At 54.1% G+C, this 18,393-nt stretch carries 17 protein-coding genes; 5 read left to right on the forward strand and 12 right to left on the reverse strand.

The annotated features are described in order from the left end of the window. Positions 1-8 precede the first annotated feature (8 nt). From nuoK to KTH_RS22560, 11 genes are all read right to left on the reverse strand, one after another. Positions 9-329 carry an NADH-quinone oxidoreductase subunit NuoK gene (gene nuoK / locus KTH_RS22510; protein ID WP_497621166.1) on the reverse strand — a complete coding sequence of 107 codons (321 nt, stop codon included), beginning with the start codon at positions 327-329 and terminating at the stop codon, positions 9-11. A 12-nt stretch (positions 330-341) separates the two neighbouring features. Continuing rightward, positions 342-878, reverse strand: a complete 537-nt coding sequence (locus KTH_RS22515; RefSeq protein ID WP_111325323.1) for an NADH-quinone oxidoreductase subunit J family protein — start codon at positions 876-878, stop codon at positions 342-344. 76 nt (positions 879-954) lie between these two features. Then, positions 955-1,572: an NADH-quinone oxidoreductase subunit NuoI gene (gene nuoI / locus KTH_RS22520; protein ID WP_497621168.1), complete on the reverse strand. Its 618-nt coding sequence runs from the start codon at positions 1,570-1,572 to the stop codon at positions 955-957. A gap of 147 nt (positions 1,573-1,719) precedes the next feature. Continuing rightward, entirely contained in the window at positions 1,720-2,958 is a 1,239-nt protein-coding gene (nuoH, locus tag KTH_RS22525; protein WP_497621170.1) for an NADH-quinone oxidoreductase subunit NuoH, read from the reverse strand. After that, positions 2,951-5,125 carry an NADH-quinone oxidoreductase subunit NuoG gene (gene nuoG / locus KTH_RS22530; protein ID WP_497621172.1) on the reverse strand — a complete coding sequence of 725 codons (2,175 nt, stop codon included), beginning with the start codon at positions 5,123-5,125 and terminating at the stop codon, positions 2,951-2,953. Before nuoG ends, nuoH begins: the two co-directional genes overlap by 8 nt. 67 nt (positions 5,126-5,192) lie before the next feature. Continuing rightward, positions 5,193-6,485, reverse strand: coding sequence for an NADH-quinone oxidoreductase subunit NuoF (gene nuoF / locus KTH_RS22535; protein WP_497621174.1), 1,293 nt, complete (start codon positions 6,483-6,485; stop codon positions 5,193-5,195). A gap of 17 nt (positions 6,486-6,502) precedes the next feature. Then, positions 6,503-7,015, reverse strand: a complete 513-nt coding sequence (nuoE, locus tag KTH_RS22540; RefSeq protein WP_111325328.1) for an NADH-quinone oxidoreductase subunit NuoE — start codon at positions 7,013-7,015, stop codon at positions 6,503-6,505. Then, complete coding sequence (gene nuoD, locus KTH_RS22545; protein ID WP_111325329.1) at positions 7,012-8,265, reverse strand: NADH dehydrogenase (quinone) subunit D; 1,254 nt, start codon at positions 8,263-8,265, stop codon at positions 7,012-7,014. The genes nuoE and nuoD overlap by 4 nt, the downstream gene beginning before the upstream one ends. A gap of 24 nt (positions 8,266-8,289) precedes the next feature. Continuing rightward, positions 8,290-8,934 carry an NADH-quinone oxidoreductase subunit C gene (locus KTH_RS22550; RefSeq protein WP_111325330.1) on the reverse strand — a complete coding sequence of 215 codons (645 nt, stop codon included), beginning with the start codon at positions 8,932-8,934 and terminating at the stop codon, positions 8,290-8,292. Positions 8,935-9,167: 233 nt separating this feature from the next. Then, positions 9,168-9,773 carry an NADH-quinone oxidoreductase subunit B gene (locus KTH_RS22555; protein ID WP_246046336.1) on the reverse strand — a complete coding sequence of 202 codons (606 nt, stop codon included), beginning with the start codon at positions 9,771-9,773 and terminating at the stop codon, positions 9,168-9,170. After that, positions 9,764-10,117, reverse strand: a complete 354-nt coding sequence (locus tag KTH_RS22560; RefSeq protein WP_111325331.1) for an NADH-quinone oxidoreductase subunit A — start codon at positions 10,115-10,117, stop codon at positions 9,764-9,766. Before KTH_RS22560 ends, KTH_RS22555 begins: the two co-directional genes overlap by 10 nt. 571 nt (positions 10,118-10,688) lie before the next feature. On the opposite strand from KTH_RS22560, the gene KTH_RS22565 reads away from it, so the two are divergent. From KTH_RS22565 to KTH_RS22575, 3 genes are all read left to right on the forward strand, one after another. Then, positions 10,689-12,095 (forward strand): MFS transporter, encoded by a 1,407-nt coding sequence (locus tag KTH_RS22565; RefSeq protein ID WP_111325332.1) that lies wholly within the window; start codon positions 10,689-10,691, stop codon positions 12,093-12,095. A gap of 142 nt (positions 12,096-12,237) precedes the next feature. After that, positions 12,238-13,422, forward strand: a complete 1,185-nt coding sequence (locus KTH_RS22570) for a hypothetical protein (RefSeq protein WP_111325333.1) — start codon at positions 12,238-12,240, stop codon at positions 13,420-13,422. Between the two features lie 229 nt (positions 13,423-13,651). Beyond that, complete coding sequence (locus KTH_RS22575) at positions 13,652-14,497, forward strand: DNA methyltransferase (RefSeq protein ID WP_170142891.1); 846 nt, start codon at positions 13,652-13,654, stop codon at positions 14,495-14,497. Here the strand turns inward: KTH_RS22575 and KTH_RS22580 are convergent. Then, the gene (locus tag KTH_RS22580) at positions 14,494-15,381 is read right to left on the reverse strand and encodes a CPBP family intramembrane glutamic endopeptidase (protein WP_170142892.1); all 888 of its coding nucleotides are present in this window, start codon (positions 15,379-15,381) and stop codon (positions 14,494-14,496) included. The genes KTH_RS22575 and KTH_RS22580 overlap by 4 nt on opposite strands. 285 nt (positions 15,382-15,666) lie before the next feature. On the opposite strand from KTH_RS22580, the gene KTH_RS22585 reads away from it, so the two are divergent. Together KTH_RS22585 and KTH_RS22590 are read left to right on the forward strand one after the other, a co-directional pair. After that, positions 15,667-17,634 carry a DUF6909 family protein gene (locus KTH_RS22585; RefSeq protein ID WP_497621179.1) on the forward strand — a complete coding sequence of 656 codons (1,968 nt, stop codon included), beginning with the start codon at positions 15,667-15,669 and terminating at the stop codon, positions 17,632-17,634. A 72-nt stretch (positions 17,635-17,706) separates the two neighbouring features. Next, positions 17,707-18,345, forward strand: a complete 639-nt coding sequence (locus tag KTH_RS22590) for an alpha/beta hydrolase (RefSeq protein ID WP_497621181.1) — start codon at positions 17,707-17,709, stop codon at positions 18,343-18,345. The last annotated feature ends 48 nt before the right edge of the window (positions 18,346-18,393 follow it).

Genomic DNA, 18,393 nt, shown 5'->3' on the forward strand with positions numbered 1-18,393 from the left:
TCCCTCTCTTAGCCGCGCAACATATTCATCTCATCTACATCGATGTTGCGGCGCGTGCGGAAGATGGTGACGATAATTGCCAGTCCCACCACGACCTCGGCTGCCGCGACGGTGAGCACAACAAACACAAACATCTGTCCATCTGCCGAGTCAAGAAAACGTGAGAAAGCGAGAAAAGAGAGATTGACGGCATTCAGCATCAACTCAATCGACATAAAGACAATCAGCGGGTTGCGCCGAATAATCACACCGAGCACCCCAATGGTGAACAGGATGGCGCTTACCACCAGATACGCCGACAATGGCGGCAAATTGACAACTGCTGGCATCAGCATTCCTCCCTACGACGACCTGCGCCCGAAGACCAGAGCGCCAATGATCGCGACAACAATCAACAAACTGGTCACTTCAAAGGGGAAGGCAAAGCCATGAAAGAGCGCCAGACCAAAAGCCTGAATATCTCCCTGCTTCTGCACAACCTGTTGCAGACTCTCATGCTGAGTTTGCATGATGCTCCCCGATGAGACCTGTGAGTAGATCAGGTAACTCAAGGCGCCCACCAGAACGATGCCAAGCAGAATACCTGCATACCGCTGCCAGGAAAGACGATTCTTCTCCATCTCCTGTGTGTCCGGTGAGAGCATTGTCACTACAAAGAGGAAGAGAACCATGATCGCACCGGCATAAATGAGAATCTGCACCACGGCAATAAACATCGCCCCAAGCTGGAGATAGAACATCGCCACAAAGAACAGCGTGAGAATCAGGCTGAGCGCGCTGTGTACCGCGTTCTTAAAAGCGATAACTCCTATGGCAGAAGCAATGCTGGCAAGCGCCAGCACGCCGAACGCCAACATATTTGCTATATCAGGTGTCATAACGAATTCCTCATCGAATCGAAGCCGAACCAAACGCTGACACGCTACCGCAGCCCGATACCGTGCCAGCCCTCACTTACAGCGTCCGTCTGTCGGCGTCTTGCTCCTCGTCTTCTAGCAGGACAGGGCGCTCGGCTTTCAGGTTTCCCATACCGACCGCTGCCGCACTGGCCTGTGCACCATCAAAGACCAGATTTGCCTGAGGAACAGGCTGCTCTTCTGCCTCTGGCGGTGCGGGATCAGCCCACACGGCAGCGGAGCCGATCGTTGACTGTCCGACTGGCTCAAGCAACTGTTCCTTATGATAGACCATATCTTCCGGGTAATACGAAGCCAGCTTATATTCTTTTTCCAGGGTAATGGCGCCGGTCGGGCAGGCCGCCTGACAGTACCCGCAGAAGATACAGCGCAGCATATTCACATCGAACACCCGGGCATAGCGCTCACCCGGAGAGACGCGTTGTTCCTCGGTATTCTCCGCCGCCTCAATATAGATGGCATCTGCCGGGCAGGCACCAGCACACAGATAACAGCCAACACAGCGCTCAAGCCCATTCTCATAGCGATGGAGCACATGACGACCACGGAAACGCGCCGGCAGTTCACGCTCTACCTCTGGATACGAAACGGTGGTAGGCTTACGCACCATATTTTTGAGGGTTGTTGCCATCCCCTTGAGAATTTCCATTGACATTGTAGATGCTCCTATCACGCGGTCCGAGCCGCCCCTGCTTGCAACCTTTGATGCCCCCGGAAACAGGCAGGGTGATGGCTCGGACGGTGTCTTTCATGCTTTCATATCACGCGGTCCACTTCACACGGAACAAGGAGCGACGTGACGCTATACCTGCACAGGTGTTGTGTCTTTCTCAGTGGAGCCATTCGAGGGTGCAGAGGCCTCAAACTTCACCAGGCGCACGGTCGCAGGCAATACCAACTTGCCTTTCTTGCTATCCTCCTCAAAGCGCAGCCCTTTGATAACCTCATATCGGCGCACCAGGAACAGCACAACAACAATCACCAGCAATCCGGCAATACCACTGACAAACCAGGGCAGATGAAGTGCAACCGTTGTCGCCGTAATCACCGCATTTAACGCGGCCAGCGGTAACAGAAACTGCCAGCCAAACATCATCAGGCGGTCATAGCGAATACGCGGCAGAGTTGCACGCAGCCACATGAAAATGAACAGGAAGAAAGCGACTTTGATAACGAAAAACACCACCGAAAGAATGGGCGCAATGTTTTCCAATCCGAAGAAGCTCCAACCACCAAAGAACAGCGTTGATGCCACAGCGCTGACTGTGATCATGTTGATGTATTCGGACATCTGATAGAGGCTCCAACGCAGCCCCGCATACTCGGTCAGATATCCAGCGGTCAGCTCTTGCTCCGCCTCTGGCAGGTCAAACGGGGCGCGGTTCACCTCGGCAACACCCGCAATGGCATAGATCACAAAGCCAAGCGGCTGCGCTACCACAAACCAGATGCCCATATCACGCTGCATCTGCACAATACCGACCATGCTCAGCGTTCCAGAGAACATCAGAATGCCACCCAGAGCAAGCCCCATGCTGGTCTCATAGGAGACCATCTGTGCTGCACTGCGCAATGCGCCAAGCAGCGAGTAGCGGTTTCCCGATGACCAACCGCCGAGCACAATGCCATAGACAGCTAACGACGACATGGCAAGCAGCCAGAGCAGGCCAATATTGACATCGCCGATAAAGGGGTCCCAGGGCCCCCGCTTGCTGACATCACCACTCCAGGGCATGCCGATAGGGATCACGGCAAAAGCCGACAGCGCCACCACAATCGAGATCACCGGAGCCAGCATATAGATGAACTTCTTCGCCTGAGCTGGCACCAACTGTTCCTTAAACGCCATCTTGATCGCGTCTGCCAGCGGTTGGAACATGCCGAAGGGGCCAGCGCGGTTCGGCCCCAGGCGCCCCTGCATGCGTGCCAGCACCACACGCTCGATCAGCGTCATGTAGGCAAAGATGGTCAGCAGGATAAAGATCAGGATGATGCTTTTAATGATCGAGGCCACGATTTCATTGTTCAGGAAATCAAGCATGAGCAGCCTCCTTTTCCTGCGTGCGCAGTCCCTGCATGCCCAGCTCTTCATAGGTCAGGCCGAGATAGAACGGGTTGCTATCGGCGATCTCCCGGAAGATCTCACGCGGGCCGGTGTAGTTCCACTGCGCCCCCAGTTTGTGCGCGACCGCCTGTAAGATCTCCCAGTCAGCCTTTGCCCCTGGCAGCGGACGCAGCGCCTTGCGAATCACCTGCACGTGGTGATCGACATTGGTCATAGTGCCATCCTTCTCGGCAAACGTGACCGCAGGCAGCACCACATCAGCCTGCTTTGCCGTCTCGGTCAGCTCGATATCCTGCACAACCAGAAATTCCAGGCTCTGTGGCAGCGCATCCACATGGCGCAGTGGGTTCGCACCCATTACATAGAGCGCTTTCAGGCCAGTGCCATTCAGCATCTCGGAGTAGGTCATACCGATTTCAGGGGCGAGCTGATAGCCGGGCAGCGCATCAGGCAATACGCCCATATCGCGGGCGCCAAGCGAGTTCGCATCCTCAAAGAGCGGGCCCACCCCAGCACCGGGCTTATCGATATTGCCGGTCAGGAAAGCCAGCGCCTGTAAGTCGGTTGCCAGATTCTCCGCGCCCTCCTCCAGCGTTGCCATCTCGTCGTACAGCACGATCGCAGCTCGGGCATCAACCAGCTCGCTCGCAGTCGCCTGTAAGCGCTTGACAGCTTCCTCGCCGAAAGAGCGTTCCGCCTCTTCCAACTGCGAGGACTCGCGTAGAAGCTGGCTCGGGACATCTTCATAGCCCTCAACCTTCACGGCTCCGTGCTGCACGGCATATTTCAGTAGCAGCTTGGCGGCCAGGCCAGCACTCTTCTCAGGGATTGTAATCTTCGTGACCGCATAGAGCTCGTTCTTCTCGAAGCGATCCATCTCGGTCGGCTGATCGTTGATAATGATAATGCGCGTGCCGTTCCGCATCGCCTTCTTGAGGCGCAGATTGAGAATCGGCTGACGCTGGTATGGATCGGAGGCTACCAGGATAATGTGCGACGCCTTTTCCATATCAGCGATACTATTGGTCATCATCCAGGGACGCCCGGTCAAACGATCACGGGGACCCAGGAAATAGCCGTGATGGTGATCGACGTTCGGGGTACCCACAACCTCACGCAGCAGCTTCTGGAAAAGATAGTTTTCTTCGTTTGTGGTTCGCGTTGAGCCAATGCCACCGATTGCCTTCGCGCCATGCGCATCGCCGATCTCTTTAAAGCGTTGTGCGATATAGAGCAGCGCATCTTCCCAGGAGGTCGGGGTCAGTTGGCCGTTGCGTCGGATCAGCGGCGTGCGCAGGCGCTGCGGGTTATTGATAAACTCAAACCCCCAACGACCACGGTTACACAGCCAGCCATCATCAATCGCGTCGTTGTTGCGCGAATACAGGCGGGTCACGCGGTCAACACGCACATCAACGCGGGCATTACACCCTACGCTGCAATTGTTACAGACACTTGGAATACGCTTCAATTCCCAGGGCCGCGCCTTAAAGCGATAGCTGGTCGCGGTCAGCGCCCCAACCGGGCACATCTCAACTGTGTTGCCCGAGAAGATCGAATCGAAGGCATGTCCAGGGGCCGTACCGACCTCTGTACGGTAGCCTCGTTTGACCATTACGAGGCCATTGTCCATCGAGATCTCTGAACTGAAGCGCGTACAGCGTTGACAGAGCACGCAGCGCTCACGGTCAAGATTGATGTCCTTGCTGACAGGAATCGGCTTGGGATAATGGCGCTTATGCAGATCAAAGCGCGTGCTCCCCGGGCCATGACGCAAAGTGAAATCCTGCAAATCGCACTCGCCTGCCTTATCACAGATCGGGCAGTCCAGCGGGTGGTTAATCAACAGGAATTCCAACGTGCCACGGCGCGCCTTCTGCACTTTCTCTGTCTTTGTATGAACAACCATACCCTCACTGACCGGTGTTGTACAGGCGGTCTGTGGAGGTTTGGGCATTCCCTCAACTTCGACAAAGCACATACGGCATGCACCCAGCGGCGGCATCTTGGGATGATAGCAATAAATCGGGATCTCGATGCCAGCCTTCTGAGCCGCAGCCCACACCAGCGTACCAGGAGGCACCTCAACGGGAATGCCATCAATGGTAAGGTGTACGAGTTCGTCTTTCTTCTCTTCTGACATAATGTATTTCTACCTGTTCAGGCGGCTTCTTCGCCGTAAGATGTCAAACGAGCATACGTTTCAGGTTTTATACCAGCGCGGGCTGACTGCTTACCATACAGTGTCCGTGTTTGACATGATATTCAAACTCTTCGCGGAAGAGACGCACACCACTGGTAATCAAACTGGTCGCCGCGTCACCGAGCGGACAGAAGGACTTGCCACTGATGTTGCTACAGATATCTGTCAGCAAATCGATATCCTTCATCTTGCCCTCGCCATGTTCCAGGCGTTCCAGAATCTGCGTGAGCCAGAATGTTCCCTCGCGACAGGGCGTACACTTGCCACAGGACTCATCGCGATAGAACTCAACCGCACGCAAAATAGCCCCGACAATACAGGTATCTTCGTTCAGCACGATTACGCCGCCCGAGCCAAGCATTGAGCCAGCCGCGGCAATCGACTCGTAATCGAGCGGAGTGTCCAGCTTATCAGGTCCCAGGAAGAAGGTCGACGAGCCACCGGGGATAATGGCCTTCACCGCCTTGTCTCCCAGGACACCGCCCCCGTACTGCTCATCATAGATCAGGGTGCGCATAGGAATACCAAGCGGCAGCTCATAGTTACCGGGCTTCTTCACATGACCACTGAGACAGAAGATACGCGTTCCTTTACTCTTCTCCGTGCCAAAGGATGCATAGTAGTCTGCTCCATGACGGATAATGGCAGGAACCGTACAGAGAGTTTCGCAGTTATTGATCACGGTCGGGCCACCATAGAGGCCAACCGCAGCCGGGAAAGGTGGCTTGAGGCGAGGATATCCGCGCTTCCCTTCCAGTGACTCCATCAAAGCGCTCTCCTCACCGCAGATATAGGCACCGGCCCCCCGATGCACAATGATATCCACGCTGAAGTCAGAACCCAGAATATTCTTACCGATCAGGCCGGCCTCATAGGCTTCTTTGACGGCTCTCTCGACCTGGCGGGCGGCCAGGGCCAGTTCACCGCGAATGTAGATAAATGCAGTCGAAATGCGACAGGCATAGCTGGTAATCAGCACGCCTTCCACGAGCAAATGCGGGATCTTCTCCATCAGCATCCGGTCTTTGAACGTGCCCGGCTCACTCTCATCGCAATTACAGCAGAGGTAGCGCGGTTTATCGTTCTTGGCCAGAAAGCTCCACTTCATGCCGGTAGGGAACCCCGCACCACCACGTCCCCGCAGCCCCGACTTCTTCACCTCTTCGATCAGTTGGTCGGGCTGATACTCACGTAGTGCCTTCGCCAGCGCCTCATATCCGCCATGCTGGCGATAGACGTCCAGCGTATCAATGCCGGGAACATCAATATGTTTCGTTAGAAATTTTTCCATCTCTGGCATGCTATCGGGTTCCTCCCCTACAACCGGGCTTCGGTTCTGGGCTCATATTTTTTTGCCTTTAACTCTTTGTCCAGTTCATCCAGCAATGCATCAGCATCATGGAGCGAGACATTTTCCACGAACTCGCCATTGACCTGCAACACAGGAGCGGTACCACAGGACGCCAGACATTCCACCCCCTGCAAGGTATAGTTCCCATCAGGAGTCGTCTCGCCCGCCTTGATCCCGAGTCGCTGTTCCAGATGCTGCATGAGCTTATCGCAGCCGCGCAGATAGCAGGAGATGCTGGTACAGACCTTGATCACCTTCTTGCCGGGAGGCTGCTTATGATACATGGTGTAGAATGTCGCAACGCTCTCCACATCATCGGGCGTAATACCGATCACATCGGCGACCGCATCGATGCCCTCACGGGTAATATAGCCTTCTTCTTCCTGTGCGATATAGAGCGCGGGCAACACCGCCGAACGGGCAGCCGGATAGCGCTTCGCCAGCTCACGCATGCGCTGTTTGGCCTGTTCTGAAATCATCGGTCAACCTCCCCGAGCATAAGATCAACGCTACCAATAGCAGCAATGACATCTGAGAGCAGGCTTCCCTCAATCATCACTGGAAGCACCTGCAAATTGCCAAAGGAAGGAGCGCGTACATGCATACGGTACGGTTTGGGGCTGCCGTCGCTTACCATATAGATTGCAAGCTCGCCCTTCGGAGCCTCGGTACGAACAAAGGCTTCTCCCTTCGGTGGACGATATCCTTCCGTAAACAGCTTGAAATGATGGATCAGCGCCTCCATATTGCCGGTAATCTGCCATTTCGGCGGCGGCGCGACCTTGCGGTCAAGCACGCGATAAGGGCCAGTTGGCATGCCATCGAGCGCCTGGCGTATGATTTTCATGCTCTCTTCCATCTCAAGCATACGCACCAGATAGCGATCATAGACATCGCCATTTGAGCCAACCGGGATATCAAACTCAAACTTCTCATACCCTGAATAGGGGAAGACCTTGCGAATATCCCAGACCACGCCACTGCCGCGCAACACCGGGCCGGTCGCACCATAGGCAATCGCCTGTTCTCTGGTAATCTTACAGACATCTTTGGTGCGATCAAGGAAGAGCTGGTTGTTGGACAGCAGGTCATGATACTCATGCAAGCGCTCCGGGAAGTAGTCCAGAAAATCGCGCACCTTCTGATCGAAGCCAGGAGGGAGCTCGGCCTGCAAGCCTCCGGGACAAATGTAGCTGGTCATCATGCGAACGCCTGAGACCATCTCAAAGATGTCCAGGATGACTTCACGCTCGCGGAAGCAGTACAGGAACATACTCTGTGCGCCCAGGTCGAGAGCCGAGGTGCCAAGCCAGATCAAGTGGCTGGCGATACGTTGCAATTCGGCCAACACCACACGAGCATGCTTGATCTTCTCATTGATTTGATCTTCAATGCCGAGCAGCCGTTCAACCGAAAGACTGTAAGCCAGGTTATTGCAGAGTGGAGACAGATACTCCATACGGTCTGTCAGCACCAGCGCCTGATGATACGACTTGGACTCGGCGGTTTTCTCAATCCCGGTATGCAGAAAACCAATATCAGGAACAGCCTTCACAATGGTCTCGCCATCGATGGTCAGGATCAGGCGCAACACACCGTGAGTGCTCGGGTGCTGCGGTCCCATATTGATCGTCATAGTATCGTCATGGCGCCCATCGACCAGAGGCGATCCCTCTTCAAGGGAATAGGACGTTCCTGCCGGGATACTCAACTTTTCTTTCTGCTGCATAGACATCCTCTTGCAGATAACCGTTTAAAGCGTCTCTTCGTTCGATTGTGGAAGCGTTCCCGGTTCCTGATTGGGATTCAGCACACGACGAGGATCATCTACCTGGCGGCCCTCTGCACTACGAAGCGACTGTTCATAATAGGAGCCCACACCGGGATCAACGTCATAAGGAACCTGCCCACCCCAGTGGGGCTCAGGGAGATCAAAGCCGGAAAGGGGATAATCTTTCCGCAACGGGTGTGTTGTCCAATCGGGCGGCATAAGGATACGTCGCAGGTCGGGATGGTTGCTGAACTTGATCCCGAACATATCATAGACCTCGCGCTCATACCAGTTGGCGGCGGGCCAGATGCGCACGACGCTTGGAACAACAGGGTACTCTTCACCGCGCTCACCAACGCGTACTTTCAAGCGGATGAAGCAGCGGTTTGAATACGACAACACGTGGTATACAACATCGTAACGTGGTACACGCTCAAGCCAGTCGAGAGCGGTAACGGTCTCCAGAAAATCATAGCCCAGCTTGTCGCGCAGATGCGCGCAAACGGTCAGAAGATATTCTGGTTTGAGCACAATCGTCTGTTCGCCATTGGATTCGACGATCTCAACCACAGCTTGCGGGAACGTTTCCCGTACCACATCCACTGTCGAAGCTGCTGTTATGACCATATATCTACATCCCTACACTAAAACATAAAAAGCCCGAGCAGGCCAGTGACGTCGTTTGGTCCCTGAAAAACCCGCCTAAACGCCAGAAAGAGGGGGTAAAACCTGTTTCCCCCTCTGTGGTTTGCGCCAACCAGCAGGCATGTTTCGCTCAGGTGCGGGCTTTTCTCTCTCCTCCAACGCTTGGCCCGAAACTCTTCGTGGTTGTTCTTGTGGGTGTCCTGTTCACCCGGCTTCTACTGGTCCTCACCCACGGGACCCACCAGCTTGAGGCCGCTGGCTTCGAGTGGATCAGGTGGATTGGGGATACCTTCACGGATCTTGCGTTGCAATTCGGTAAAGCCAAACAGCAACATATCAGGCGTCGGGGGACAGCCAGGGACATAGACATCAACAGGAACAATTTTATCTACACCCTGTACGATTGCATAATTATTAAAGACGCCACCACAGGAGGCGCATGCCCCCATCGAAATAACCCATTTCGGATGGGGCATCTGGTCATAAATCTGCCGCAGCACAGGAGCCATCTTCACCGAGCAGCGCCCGGCAACAATCATCAGATCAGCCTGACGCGGTGAAGCACGGTACACCTCGGCTCCAAAGCGAGCAAGGTCGAAACGACTTCCAGTCGTGGACATCATTTCAATAGCACAACAAGCCAGACCAAATAGCGCGGGCCACAGAGAAGAGCTACGGCCCCAATCAATCAGTTTGCTTACCTGAGTGGTCAGAATGCCGAAGCTGCCATCCTTGTTATGGACGTTCAACTCTTTGCGCAAGCGCGGCGTCTGCGTATTGGAATACGTCTGTACTGGCTCCCAGGGATTCTTTACTCCCATGTAAAAGCCCCTTTCCGCCAAACAAAAATGTAGCCCACCGCCAGAACTGCCAGAAAGACCAGTAATTCGATAAGCCCGAACACTTCCAGCTTATTCATCAGGACGGCGAGCGGATAAAACGAGACTATCTCAATGTCAAACGCGATAAAGAGCATACCTGTCAACAAATATTTGACAGGGAAGCGTCGCTTTGGCGGCGTAACCTCCTGGATACCGCATTCGTATGGCGCTAGCTTTGCCGGTGTCGGTTTTTTCGGTCCCAGAATGCTTGAGACAACCATTACCAGGATGCCGAAGAGTACAGCCAGCGTAACCATTATAAAAATGGGGAGTGGTGTTCCCATAAGACGGGATTCCTTTTTTATTCCGTAATAATACGCCCTATACACACATCGACATGTACGAGCTAGTGTCAAAAATACACTTCCTCAGTGTCTATTGTAGTATAGTCAAGGGGGAGTGTCAAATTGCCTTTTCATCCCCCAGAAAGGGCCACCACCTTTGATTTTTCTTGCCTTTCCACGTTACCATGATACAGGGAGAAATACCTTTACGCCTTCTGGCATCTTCAGGTGACGCTCTTTTCACTTGCTGAAAAGCAATAACCCATCTGGAGACTACCCGATGATCCGTCTCCAGACCCATCACAGTTCACGCACAATTCTGTATACTGGGGAAGCATACACAATTGAGACAGGATCGCGACACTTTTGACAAACTTTTTCGACACATGACACGTATACTCTTCTGAAGAGTAAGTGCTTTTTCGGGGCACACGTGGCCGACCATTGCCCTGTTTCCTGTTATCGCATCTCTGGCATGGATTACGGCGCGGCGTTCCTTTTTTCCTTAAATAAACATGGTAGAAGTTTTTCTGTTCCTATTCTTTACTCATGATTGGAAAGCTACGCCTGCATGATTACAAATACCAATTCACATGAACAGAGTCCTCCAAGGGAGCTCGTAAAAAAGCCTGAAACCACACCAAAACTCAGTATCTCATCCCTGGCGGTCATCATTTTGTCGACCCTGCTGCTTCGTGTCGCCGGGCGTGTGAGCTTTATTATTCTGACCTTCTACCTGGGAGAGCATTTTGAATCGGCCTTCCTGGTCACCCTTGTTCTTGAATCCTACTACCTGACTGAACTGTTTCTCTCTCCCATCATCGGCAGCCTTTCAGACCGCTTTGGCCGCCGTCCCTTCCTGGTCTTTGGTCCGCTTCCGGCAGCTATTGCTGTCTTCGGCTTCTTCACCATCTCGCGCATCTACCCGAGCCCGAACGCGGATCAGTTCAATCTGCATCTGTTGATCCTGCTCGGCGTCATTCTGGTTGGGCGTCTGCTCGAAGGTGCCACCACTGGCATGAATGTGCCCGGCACGCTCGGCTATTTCACAGATGTGACGATTGGTTCTGAGAAGCTGCGCGCGAAAGTAAATACCGCTTTTGAGGTCGTCACGGTGGCCGGACTGGCGCTAGCAATCCCGCTTGGTGGGGCAATCAGCAAAATGGCCGGGACGACGGGCTTCCTGATCGTGCTTGCGCTCTACTTGACCATCGTCGCTGTGTCCTTCTTCGGCATAAAAGAGAGCCATCACATCGGTGAGCAGCAGACAGCGTCTCACCCTTCGATCTGGGAAGGGTTCGCGATGATCCGCCATCGCCGCATCTTCACCTTTATCCCGGCATGGTTCGCCGTGAACGCCTTGATTGGCGCACTCCCGAACCAGATTCTGCTGATTATGACCTATCCAGAGCCCGCCGCCAGTGCACGTCATCCGGGACAGCTCTTCTACGGCGGCTTCGATCGCATGGCATCGACGATGTGGGTGGGACTGTTCGCGCTCTTCTTCCTGATAGGAATGGGCCTGTGGATGTTTATTGTCCCGCGCATGCGTCGCTCAACCGTGATGTATATCGGTCTCTCCGGGCTGGCCCTGCTGATTGCCTCCCTCTCGATCGTCAATAGCCTGAGTGGCACGATGGAGAGCCTGCCTGCCGGGATACTGCCGTTTGCCATCTCGATGCTGGTGCTTGCGGTGGTTGGTCTGCTGCTGCTGGCTGGCTTTACGCCGGTAGCGCTCTCTCAGATGAACGCCATTGCTGAAAGCATGCCTGGCAAACGTGGCGCGGTCATGGGCCTGTACTCTGTCGTGCTGGGTATCGGCCAGGCACTCGGCCAGGGTATTGGCAGCATCTTTGTCGACTGGCAGGGCTTCTATGGCCTGATGACCTTCTCGGCCCTGATGCTGATCGTCTCGCTCATCAGTGTGACCTACATGCGCGTCCATAAAGATGATCTACTGGCAACCGCCGCCCATTAACGGCCGTTCCTCATGCCCCCATTCGTTATGGATGGGGGATCTTTTTTTTCTCATCATAGGTAGAAGCAATTATACGAGCATTTTAGAATTGCCCGCATTTTCCCGGAATCTCCTCACCCGGTTGTGATAAAATGAGCGCAATATGAACCTGTGGGCCGATATCGATCACAATGAACAAGAACAGAGCAGAACCGGAACGGTGACACGCCGAACGCGCCGTCTCACCGAATGGGACGTACTGTCCTCAGTACGAGAGTGGCTGGTAGAACACTATCTTCCGGCCTATTGTCGCTCCCTGATCGCCACACGTATCTTTCGCCGCTGCTACTGGATTGATGCCCTGGGGCTTGAGACGCGTGCCCTGTCCTCTCAGTGCAACGGGACAGGCAAGCCCGCGGCGCTTCAGCCTTTTCTCTCGCTCACAAACAGCCTGAAGCAAGAACACGCATCTTTTCAGTTCTCCGCCCTGCTTTTTGCTCCCGGCAAGCGGAAGCATACCGCTCAACCCCTGACTCTTTCTGGCAAAAGCACTCTTTTTCAGCTCCCCTGGCCCAATGCAGCGACAACCATACTGCAACAGCTTGAGCAATCGCCAGCGCTCTTTCTCCTTAACCCTCTGAGTCCAAACCTCTTTCGCTATGAACAGCTTGTACCACTCTTCAGGCGGACAGCTCCCACCGAGCTCTGCTTGCTGATTTCTCATCAACAGGTCACGGCCCTGATGCAAACAGCCCAGCATTCAAGCGAGGTTGCGACACAGTTGAAAGATCTTCTGCGCAGCGATCGCTGGAAAACACTGCCGCCCGCAAAGGCCGTTTCAGGCTTTCTCACGCTCTTTATGGCAGTGATGAAACGTCACTTTTCCTTCCCAATTCAGCGCATTCCGGTCCTGATGCAGGTCGGTCCGGCGCATGTTGCGGCACAACCCTATACGCTCCTGTTTGCCACGCGCCGCCAGGATAGCCTGCTCTGTATGAATGACGCGATTAGCTTCTATCGGCAGCACCTGTACAGGGAGAGCTGTCGGGGAGTTCTCGGGGAAGAATGGTTTCTTGCTCAGGAGCAGGAACGGCGGGCAACCGCCCTGCAACAGCTCTATGAAGAGACGCTCCATCTGGGTCGAGGGCAACGTGTGCGCCGCTGGCCTGATCTGCGGCAACAGCTTTGCCTCTCGCACTTCGGGCACTTTTCGCAAGCTGATTACAATGAGATCATCCAAAAGTTATTATTGAACAAAGCTGTATACTGCGAATGGAGGAGATCAGGAGCAGAGCAGCAGCACACAGCACTCCCCGGGAACGAGGATATATTACTCTGGAACGCATAAAAGGAAGTAAGGCATAGAAGGTGTTACCAGGGGGAAACGTTGGGCATGGGGAGACCCAACGTTTTAGCAACACCTCCTATATATAATGTACGTATTTTCGCGGCATTTGGTAGCATAATTACAGAAGCAAAAGTGTTCTTTTTAAGAAAAGCTATTACTCACATGTATGCACCGCCTGGTCTGGAAAAGGATGACATACCGTGAGTAATAGGGATAGCGGAGCAAAATTGTGGATAATAGCAATATTTCAGCGCGTAATACGCTCAATGAACTAACAGGAGCAGAATGGCTGTATTTTACGAAGAGCATCCACACCACGTCCTATCCGTCAGCATACGGACATAAGCTACGCAAGCAGCACGGAGCAAATAAGCCTCCACAGCTTATGTGCCAGTTAATCGAGTTTTTCACCAAGCCGGGCGCTCGAGTGCTCGACCCATTCGCGGGCGTTGGCGGCACGCTTATTGGTGCCTCCATCTGTAAAAAGCCACGGCAAGCCATTGGAATTGAGATCAACCCAAAATGGATAGAGATCTATCAACACGTGCTTACCGAGAGCGAGGGGACCCTGCTACCGCAACAGATGCTTTGTGGCGATTGTCTGAAGCTAATGCAGGACATGGAATCCGCTTCCTTTGACTTTATCGCGACTGATCCTCCCTACAATATCCATCTTGAGCAAACCATGTCAAACACCCGCTACGCCGCGAATCATGCCAACCGGCGGACCGATTATGATATGCGCTCCGACCATCCCGCCGATCTCGCCAATCTTCCCGATTATGAAGCCTATCTGGATGCAATGGGGCAGGTCTTCGCGGAGTGTTATCGCTTGCTCAAGCCACAGAAGTACATGGTCGTGATTGTGCGCAACGCCTATCAGCGGGGAGAATATATCTTCACACATGTAGATCTCGCCCGGAGAGCCAGACGGTATGGCTTTATCCCCAAAGGCGAGATCATCTGGTATCAGGTAGGAACGCGGTTACGCCCGTATGGCTACCCTGTTGCCTACATCCCGAATATCGCGCATCAGTATATCGTCGTGCTCTACAAGCCAAAGGAGCAACATTAGGCTATCTGCTGCTTGAGCAAGAGCTTGCGCATCCACTCAGGGGTATAGATCTGCCCTTTCCGCTGCGCAAGGCGCAAGAAGTAGACGGCGAGAAACACGCCGAGGCAGAGCGTTATCAGGCTGCCCTCAACGCCGAAGCTGCCACCAGTCCAGATCTCGGGACCGCTCAGGCTTGCATGCAGGATACCGGGAAACGCGATTCCGGAGACAGGCGCGCCCAGAATGGTTCCCTGCATCAGGTTCCAACCAAAGTGAGCAGCGGTCACGGCCCAGAGGCTGCGCGTCACCATGTAAATGGCCGCGAACGTAACACCTGCTTCGACCATGATCGTCAGCGCGCTGAGAATGGTAGCATGCGGGTTTAACAGATGCGCAAGCCCAAACAGTGCCGCGCTGAGCACCACTGCCCCCCAGGACCCGACGATCCGTTCAAGAAGTCGAAAGATGATACCACGAAAGAAGGCCTCTTCATAGATTGCTCCGGCCAGAAAGAGCAGCAGACCGTGGAGCAGGAAAGCGGGGATCTGCCCCGGCGCGATCATGCCCGTTACCCGATACCAGCCCGGCAAGGCCAGCAACCCCAGAACTCCCGCCACCAGGATCGAGCCCCAGAAAAGGCCAAGCGCACTATCGCGTAACGCATGTCGCGGGGACAACCCCACACCCTCCACCGAGGGAAGACGCTCGGGCCAGCGTTGCGCAAGCAGCAAGGTAATGACCCCGGCCAGTGCCGAGATCGCATAGAGAATGACATCCTGCCAGCCACGCGGAACCTCTACAAAGAGCAACCCCAAAGACAGCAGCAATGACAGCACGAAGAACAGACCGAGCTCGATCAACAGATGCATGAACGGTAATGCCAGGAGTTTTTTCACAATGTCCATAACGCCTCCTTCACTCTCCACTAACAAGCAAACACTATTTGAAAAAGGGTAAGACCGCATGCTACAATAAACCAATATCTTTTACGGTCGTCGTCTAACCCTCACAGATGAGTGCTGAGTTTATGTTCATGTCGTAGCTACATGATCCGTTTTCTGGCCCTCCTTCGTTCTATAAGAAAGTCGACTCTTCGCCAGAAGCAAACAGAAGAGCAGTTTTCATGTTAAGTATAATAGCAGGAATACGAAAAAAAGCGAAGCATTTCCCCGAAAGAAAAGAGAACGTCTATGGTACGTCAACAAAAGAACAATAATAGCCGAAACAAACATACATACAGGCGGCCAGTGGAAGCTGCAACGCCATATCAGCCGCCATTTGAAGAAAACGAACGCGTTGATGAAGTTTTGCTGGAAACAGATAGCCAGCGCCGAGGAACGAGTATTATTCCCTCGATTGAGCATGGAGAAGGCTATCACGAGGCCGGAACCAGAGATGTCGAGATGTATATTCGTACCTACAATACCCTGTTGCGCAGTTCCGGAGAGATCAATTTAAAGGCGCTGGTTCAGGCACACTATAACATCGATTCGAGCCTGCATCCCGACGCGCGCTCGGCCAAGCCCGATATGTCAGCCTTCATCTATAGTGTGCTGCGGCTCCCCTCCGCCATCCTGCACTGTAATCTGGTGTTGCTCGGGCAATCCGAGACGGTCTTTCTGAACCAGGGCTACCATGTGGACCAATGGGAAGCCGTGACCGCGCCAGCCCGCCGCCGCAAGTGGTTCTATGATGGAAAAGAAACGCTGGCCGTCTATGTTGCTAGCGTCAGCGATACAGATGACATTGTGCCGATTCTGGTTGCTTTCCAGATTGAGTGGAACAAGATCTATTATCTGCTCAACGAAGATCCAACCACGATGAAGCTGCTTGAGACACGAATGGATCGAAGTTCTCCCGTCTTTACCGAGATCAGCAAGGTGGTCAGCGAGCGGCTGCACATTGCCCGGGATGACTGGCAACGGCTTGAGGTGATCTGGGGTGATCAGCTCTGGCACAACCTGCTGATGATTGGCCGCCAGCGCAAAAGCTTCCGTATGCGTATGCTTGGTGGCTCGCACGTTGGCTATGTGCGGGCAACGCGTCAGTGGTGGGCACCGGTGGAAGCAGTGCTCGACAAGCTCCAGCTCAACGATCGCCCGATCTACTTTGTTTCCAGTAACACACATAGTCTGGTCAATCTGGTCTCTGGCAGCATCATTGAACGAGAAGAAGAGCTTACCCGGTTCGCGCTTAAGGGGCCGGATCGCTACCTCACCGAAGAATGCCGCAAGCTACAAGAAGGCATCGTGCCGGGCAACTGGCATAACTTCCTCTACTTCGTGGCTCGCGAGTGGGGGCGCACGCCGCAGGGCCAGGAGTTCCTGAAGCAGCGCGAGCAGCAGGAGCAGGAACGCGGCATCTGGCGTGTCAACGCACGGCATGGGCTGGAAATCGATGCCCAGATCTTCGAGCTGGCAAAGCTCCAGCCATTCGAGATTGACCCGCGCTGCCGCATGCCTCATATGAACCTGTTGGCCGAGAGTCGAGCGATCATTCTCAATATTGATTATCCGCTCGGGATGGCCGCCTACCGCATGATGCGCGAGATCATGGAGAATACGACCCAGATTCGAGGCATCTATATTCTGGGGAAAGCCGCCACGCTCAATGGCAGCATCGGCGATGTGATGATCTCCAATGTCGTGCTGGATGAGCATAGTCAGAACGTCTACTGGCTGGACAACCGCTTCAATGCCAGCGATGTGCAGCCCTATCTGATCTATGGCTCGGTGCTGGACAATCAGAAGGCCGTTTCGGCAAAAGGAACATTCCTGCAAAATCGCCAGTATCTCGACTTCTACTATCAGGCCAATTACACGGTCGTCGAGATGGAAAGCGGCCCCTACCTGAACGCCATCTACGAGGATCAATACCTGACCCGCTACCCGATTGGCGAGAATATCAACTTTGCCAGTTTGCCTTATGAACTGGGTATCCTGCACTACGCCTCAGACACGCCCTATACGCGTGGCAAGAATCTGGGCGCAGGCAGTCTCTCCTACTTTGGCATGGACTCAACCTATGCCTGTACGGTCGCGATTGTGCGCCGCATCTTTGAGCAAGAGATTCGGCGGCTGCAAAGGACTCTTCCTGAACCAGCCCGCAAGGAAGAGACGCAGAGCAAGGAACAGCGGGAGAAAACCAGCGCATCCTGATCGGATGTTGCATTTCAAGGGAGAGGATAGCCCCTCTCTCTTCCATCCCTTTCTATTTCAGGAGAACAATCGTTGTCTACCAGACATACACTGCACGGGTTTACCCATATCTATGAACCAACGCAGGCCAGCGAGCGCCCGGTGCTGATCCTGTTCCACTCGATGGGCAGTAATGAGGAAGATATGCTCGGCGTCGGCCGCCTGCTTGATCCACGAGCCGCCCTGCTCAGTGTACGTGGCAAAGAGCAGGAAGAGGGAAAAACGCGTTACTATCTACGCCAGCCCGATGGCTCACCTGATCCACTGAGCGCTCGTCAACGAGCCAATGAGCTGGCCGCCTTTCTAAAAGCGGCGGAAAGCGCCTATAACATCAGCTCAAAGAAGCGTCTTGCGGTGGGCTACTCAAACGGCGGCAATATGGTAGCCGCGCTTCTACTGCTACACCCGGAGTTGTTTGATGGCGCGATCATTCTGCACTCACGGGTTCCCTTGATCCCGGATGAGCTTCCAGACCTCAGCGGGAAGCCCCTTCTGCTGACCGGCGGTTCCGCGGATGAGCTGATCCCGCCCAAAGAGATACAGATCATGGAATACCTCTTCAAGAAGGCAGGCGCGGATGTTACCACATTCTGGCAGAGTGGCGGACACAACATCAACCATGCCGAGATGCGCACCGCGCAGCGCTGGCTGGCAGAACACACGGCCAGCTAAAACAGCGAAAGGGAGAAAAGCCTGAAGGCTTTTCTCCCTTACATCATT

The organism is Thermosporothrix sp. COM3 (assembly GCF_059696735.1).

Excerpts from the sequence above, each read along its gene's own strand:
- KTH_RS22585 (WP_497621179.1), top strand. The coding sequence starts at position 15,667 with ATGGTACGTCAACAAAAGAACAATAATAGCCGAAACAAACATACATAC.
- nuoH (WP_497621170.1), bottom strand. The coding sequence starts at position 2,958 with ATGCTTGATTTCCTGAACAATGAAATCGTGGCCTCGATCATTAAAAGC.
- KTH_RS22580 (WP_170142892.1), bottom strand. The coding sequence starts at position 15,381 with ATGGACATTGTGAAAAAACTCCTGGCATTACCGTTCATGCATCTGTTG.
- nuoI (WP_497621168.1), bottom strand. The coding sequence starts at position 1,572 with ATGTCAATGGAAATTCTCAAGGGGATGGCAACAACCCTCAAAAATATG.
- nuoK (WP_497621166.1), bottom strand. The coding sequence starts at position 329 with ATGCCAGCAGTTGTCAATTTGCCGCCATTGTCGGCGTATCTGGTGGTA.
- KTH_RS22570 (WP_111325333.1), top strand. The coding sequence starts at position 12,238 with ATGAACCTGTGGGCCGATATCGATCACAATGAACAAGAACAGAGCAGA.
- KTH_RS22565 (WP_111325332.1), top strand. The coding sequence starts at position 10,689 with ATGATTACAAATACCAATTCACATGAACAGAGTCCTCCAAGGGAGCTC.
- nuoE (WP_111325328.1), bottom strand. The coding sequence starts at position 7,015 with ATGATTTCAGAACAGGCCAAACAGCGCATGCGTGAGCTGGCGAAGCGC.
- KTH_RS22560 (WP_111325331.1), bottom strand. The coding sequence starts at position 10,117 with ATGGGAACACCACTCCCCATTTTTATAATGGTTACGCTGGCTGTACTC.
- KTH_RS22550 (WP_111325330.1), bottom strand. The coding sequence starts at position 8,934 with ATGGTCATAACAGCAGCTTCGACAGTGGATGTGGTACGGGAAACGTTC.
- nuoG (WP_497621172.1), bottom strand. The coding sequence starts at position 5,125 with ATGTCAGAAGAGAAGAAAGACGAACTCGTACACCTTACCATTGATGGC.
- nuoD (WP_111325329.1), bottom strand. The coding sequence starts at position 8,265 with ATGCAGCAGAAAGAAAAGTTGAGTATCCCGGCAGGAACGTCCTATTCC.
- KTH_RS22555 (WP_246046336.1), bottom strand. The coding sequence starts at position 9,773 with ATGGGAGTAAAGAATCCCTGGGAGCCAGTACAGACGTATTCCAATACG.
- nuoF (WP_497621174.1), bottom strand. The coding sequence starts at position 6,485 with ATGCCAGAGATGGAAAAATTTCTAACGAAACATATTGATGTTCCCGGC.
- KTH_RS22515 (WP_111325323.1), bottom strand. The coding sequence starts at position 878 with ATGACACCTGATATAGCAAATATGTTGGCGTTCGGCGTGCTGGCGCTT.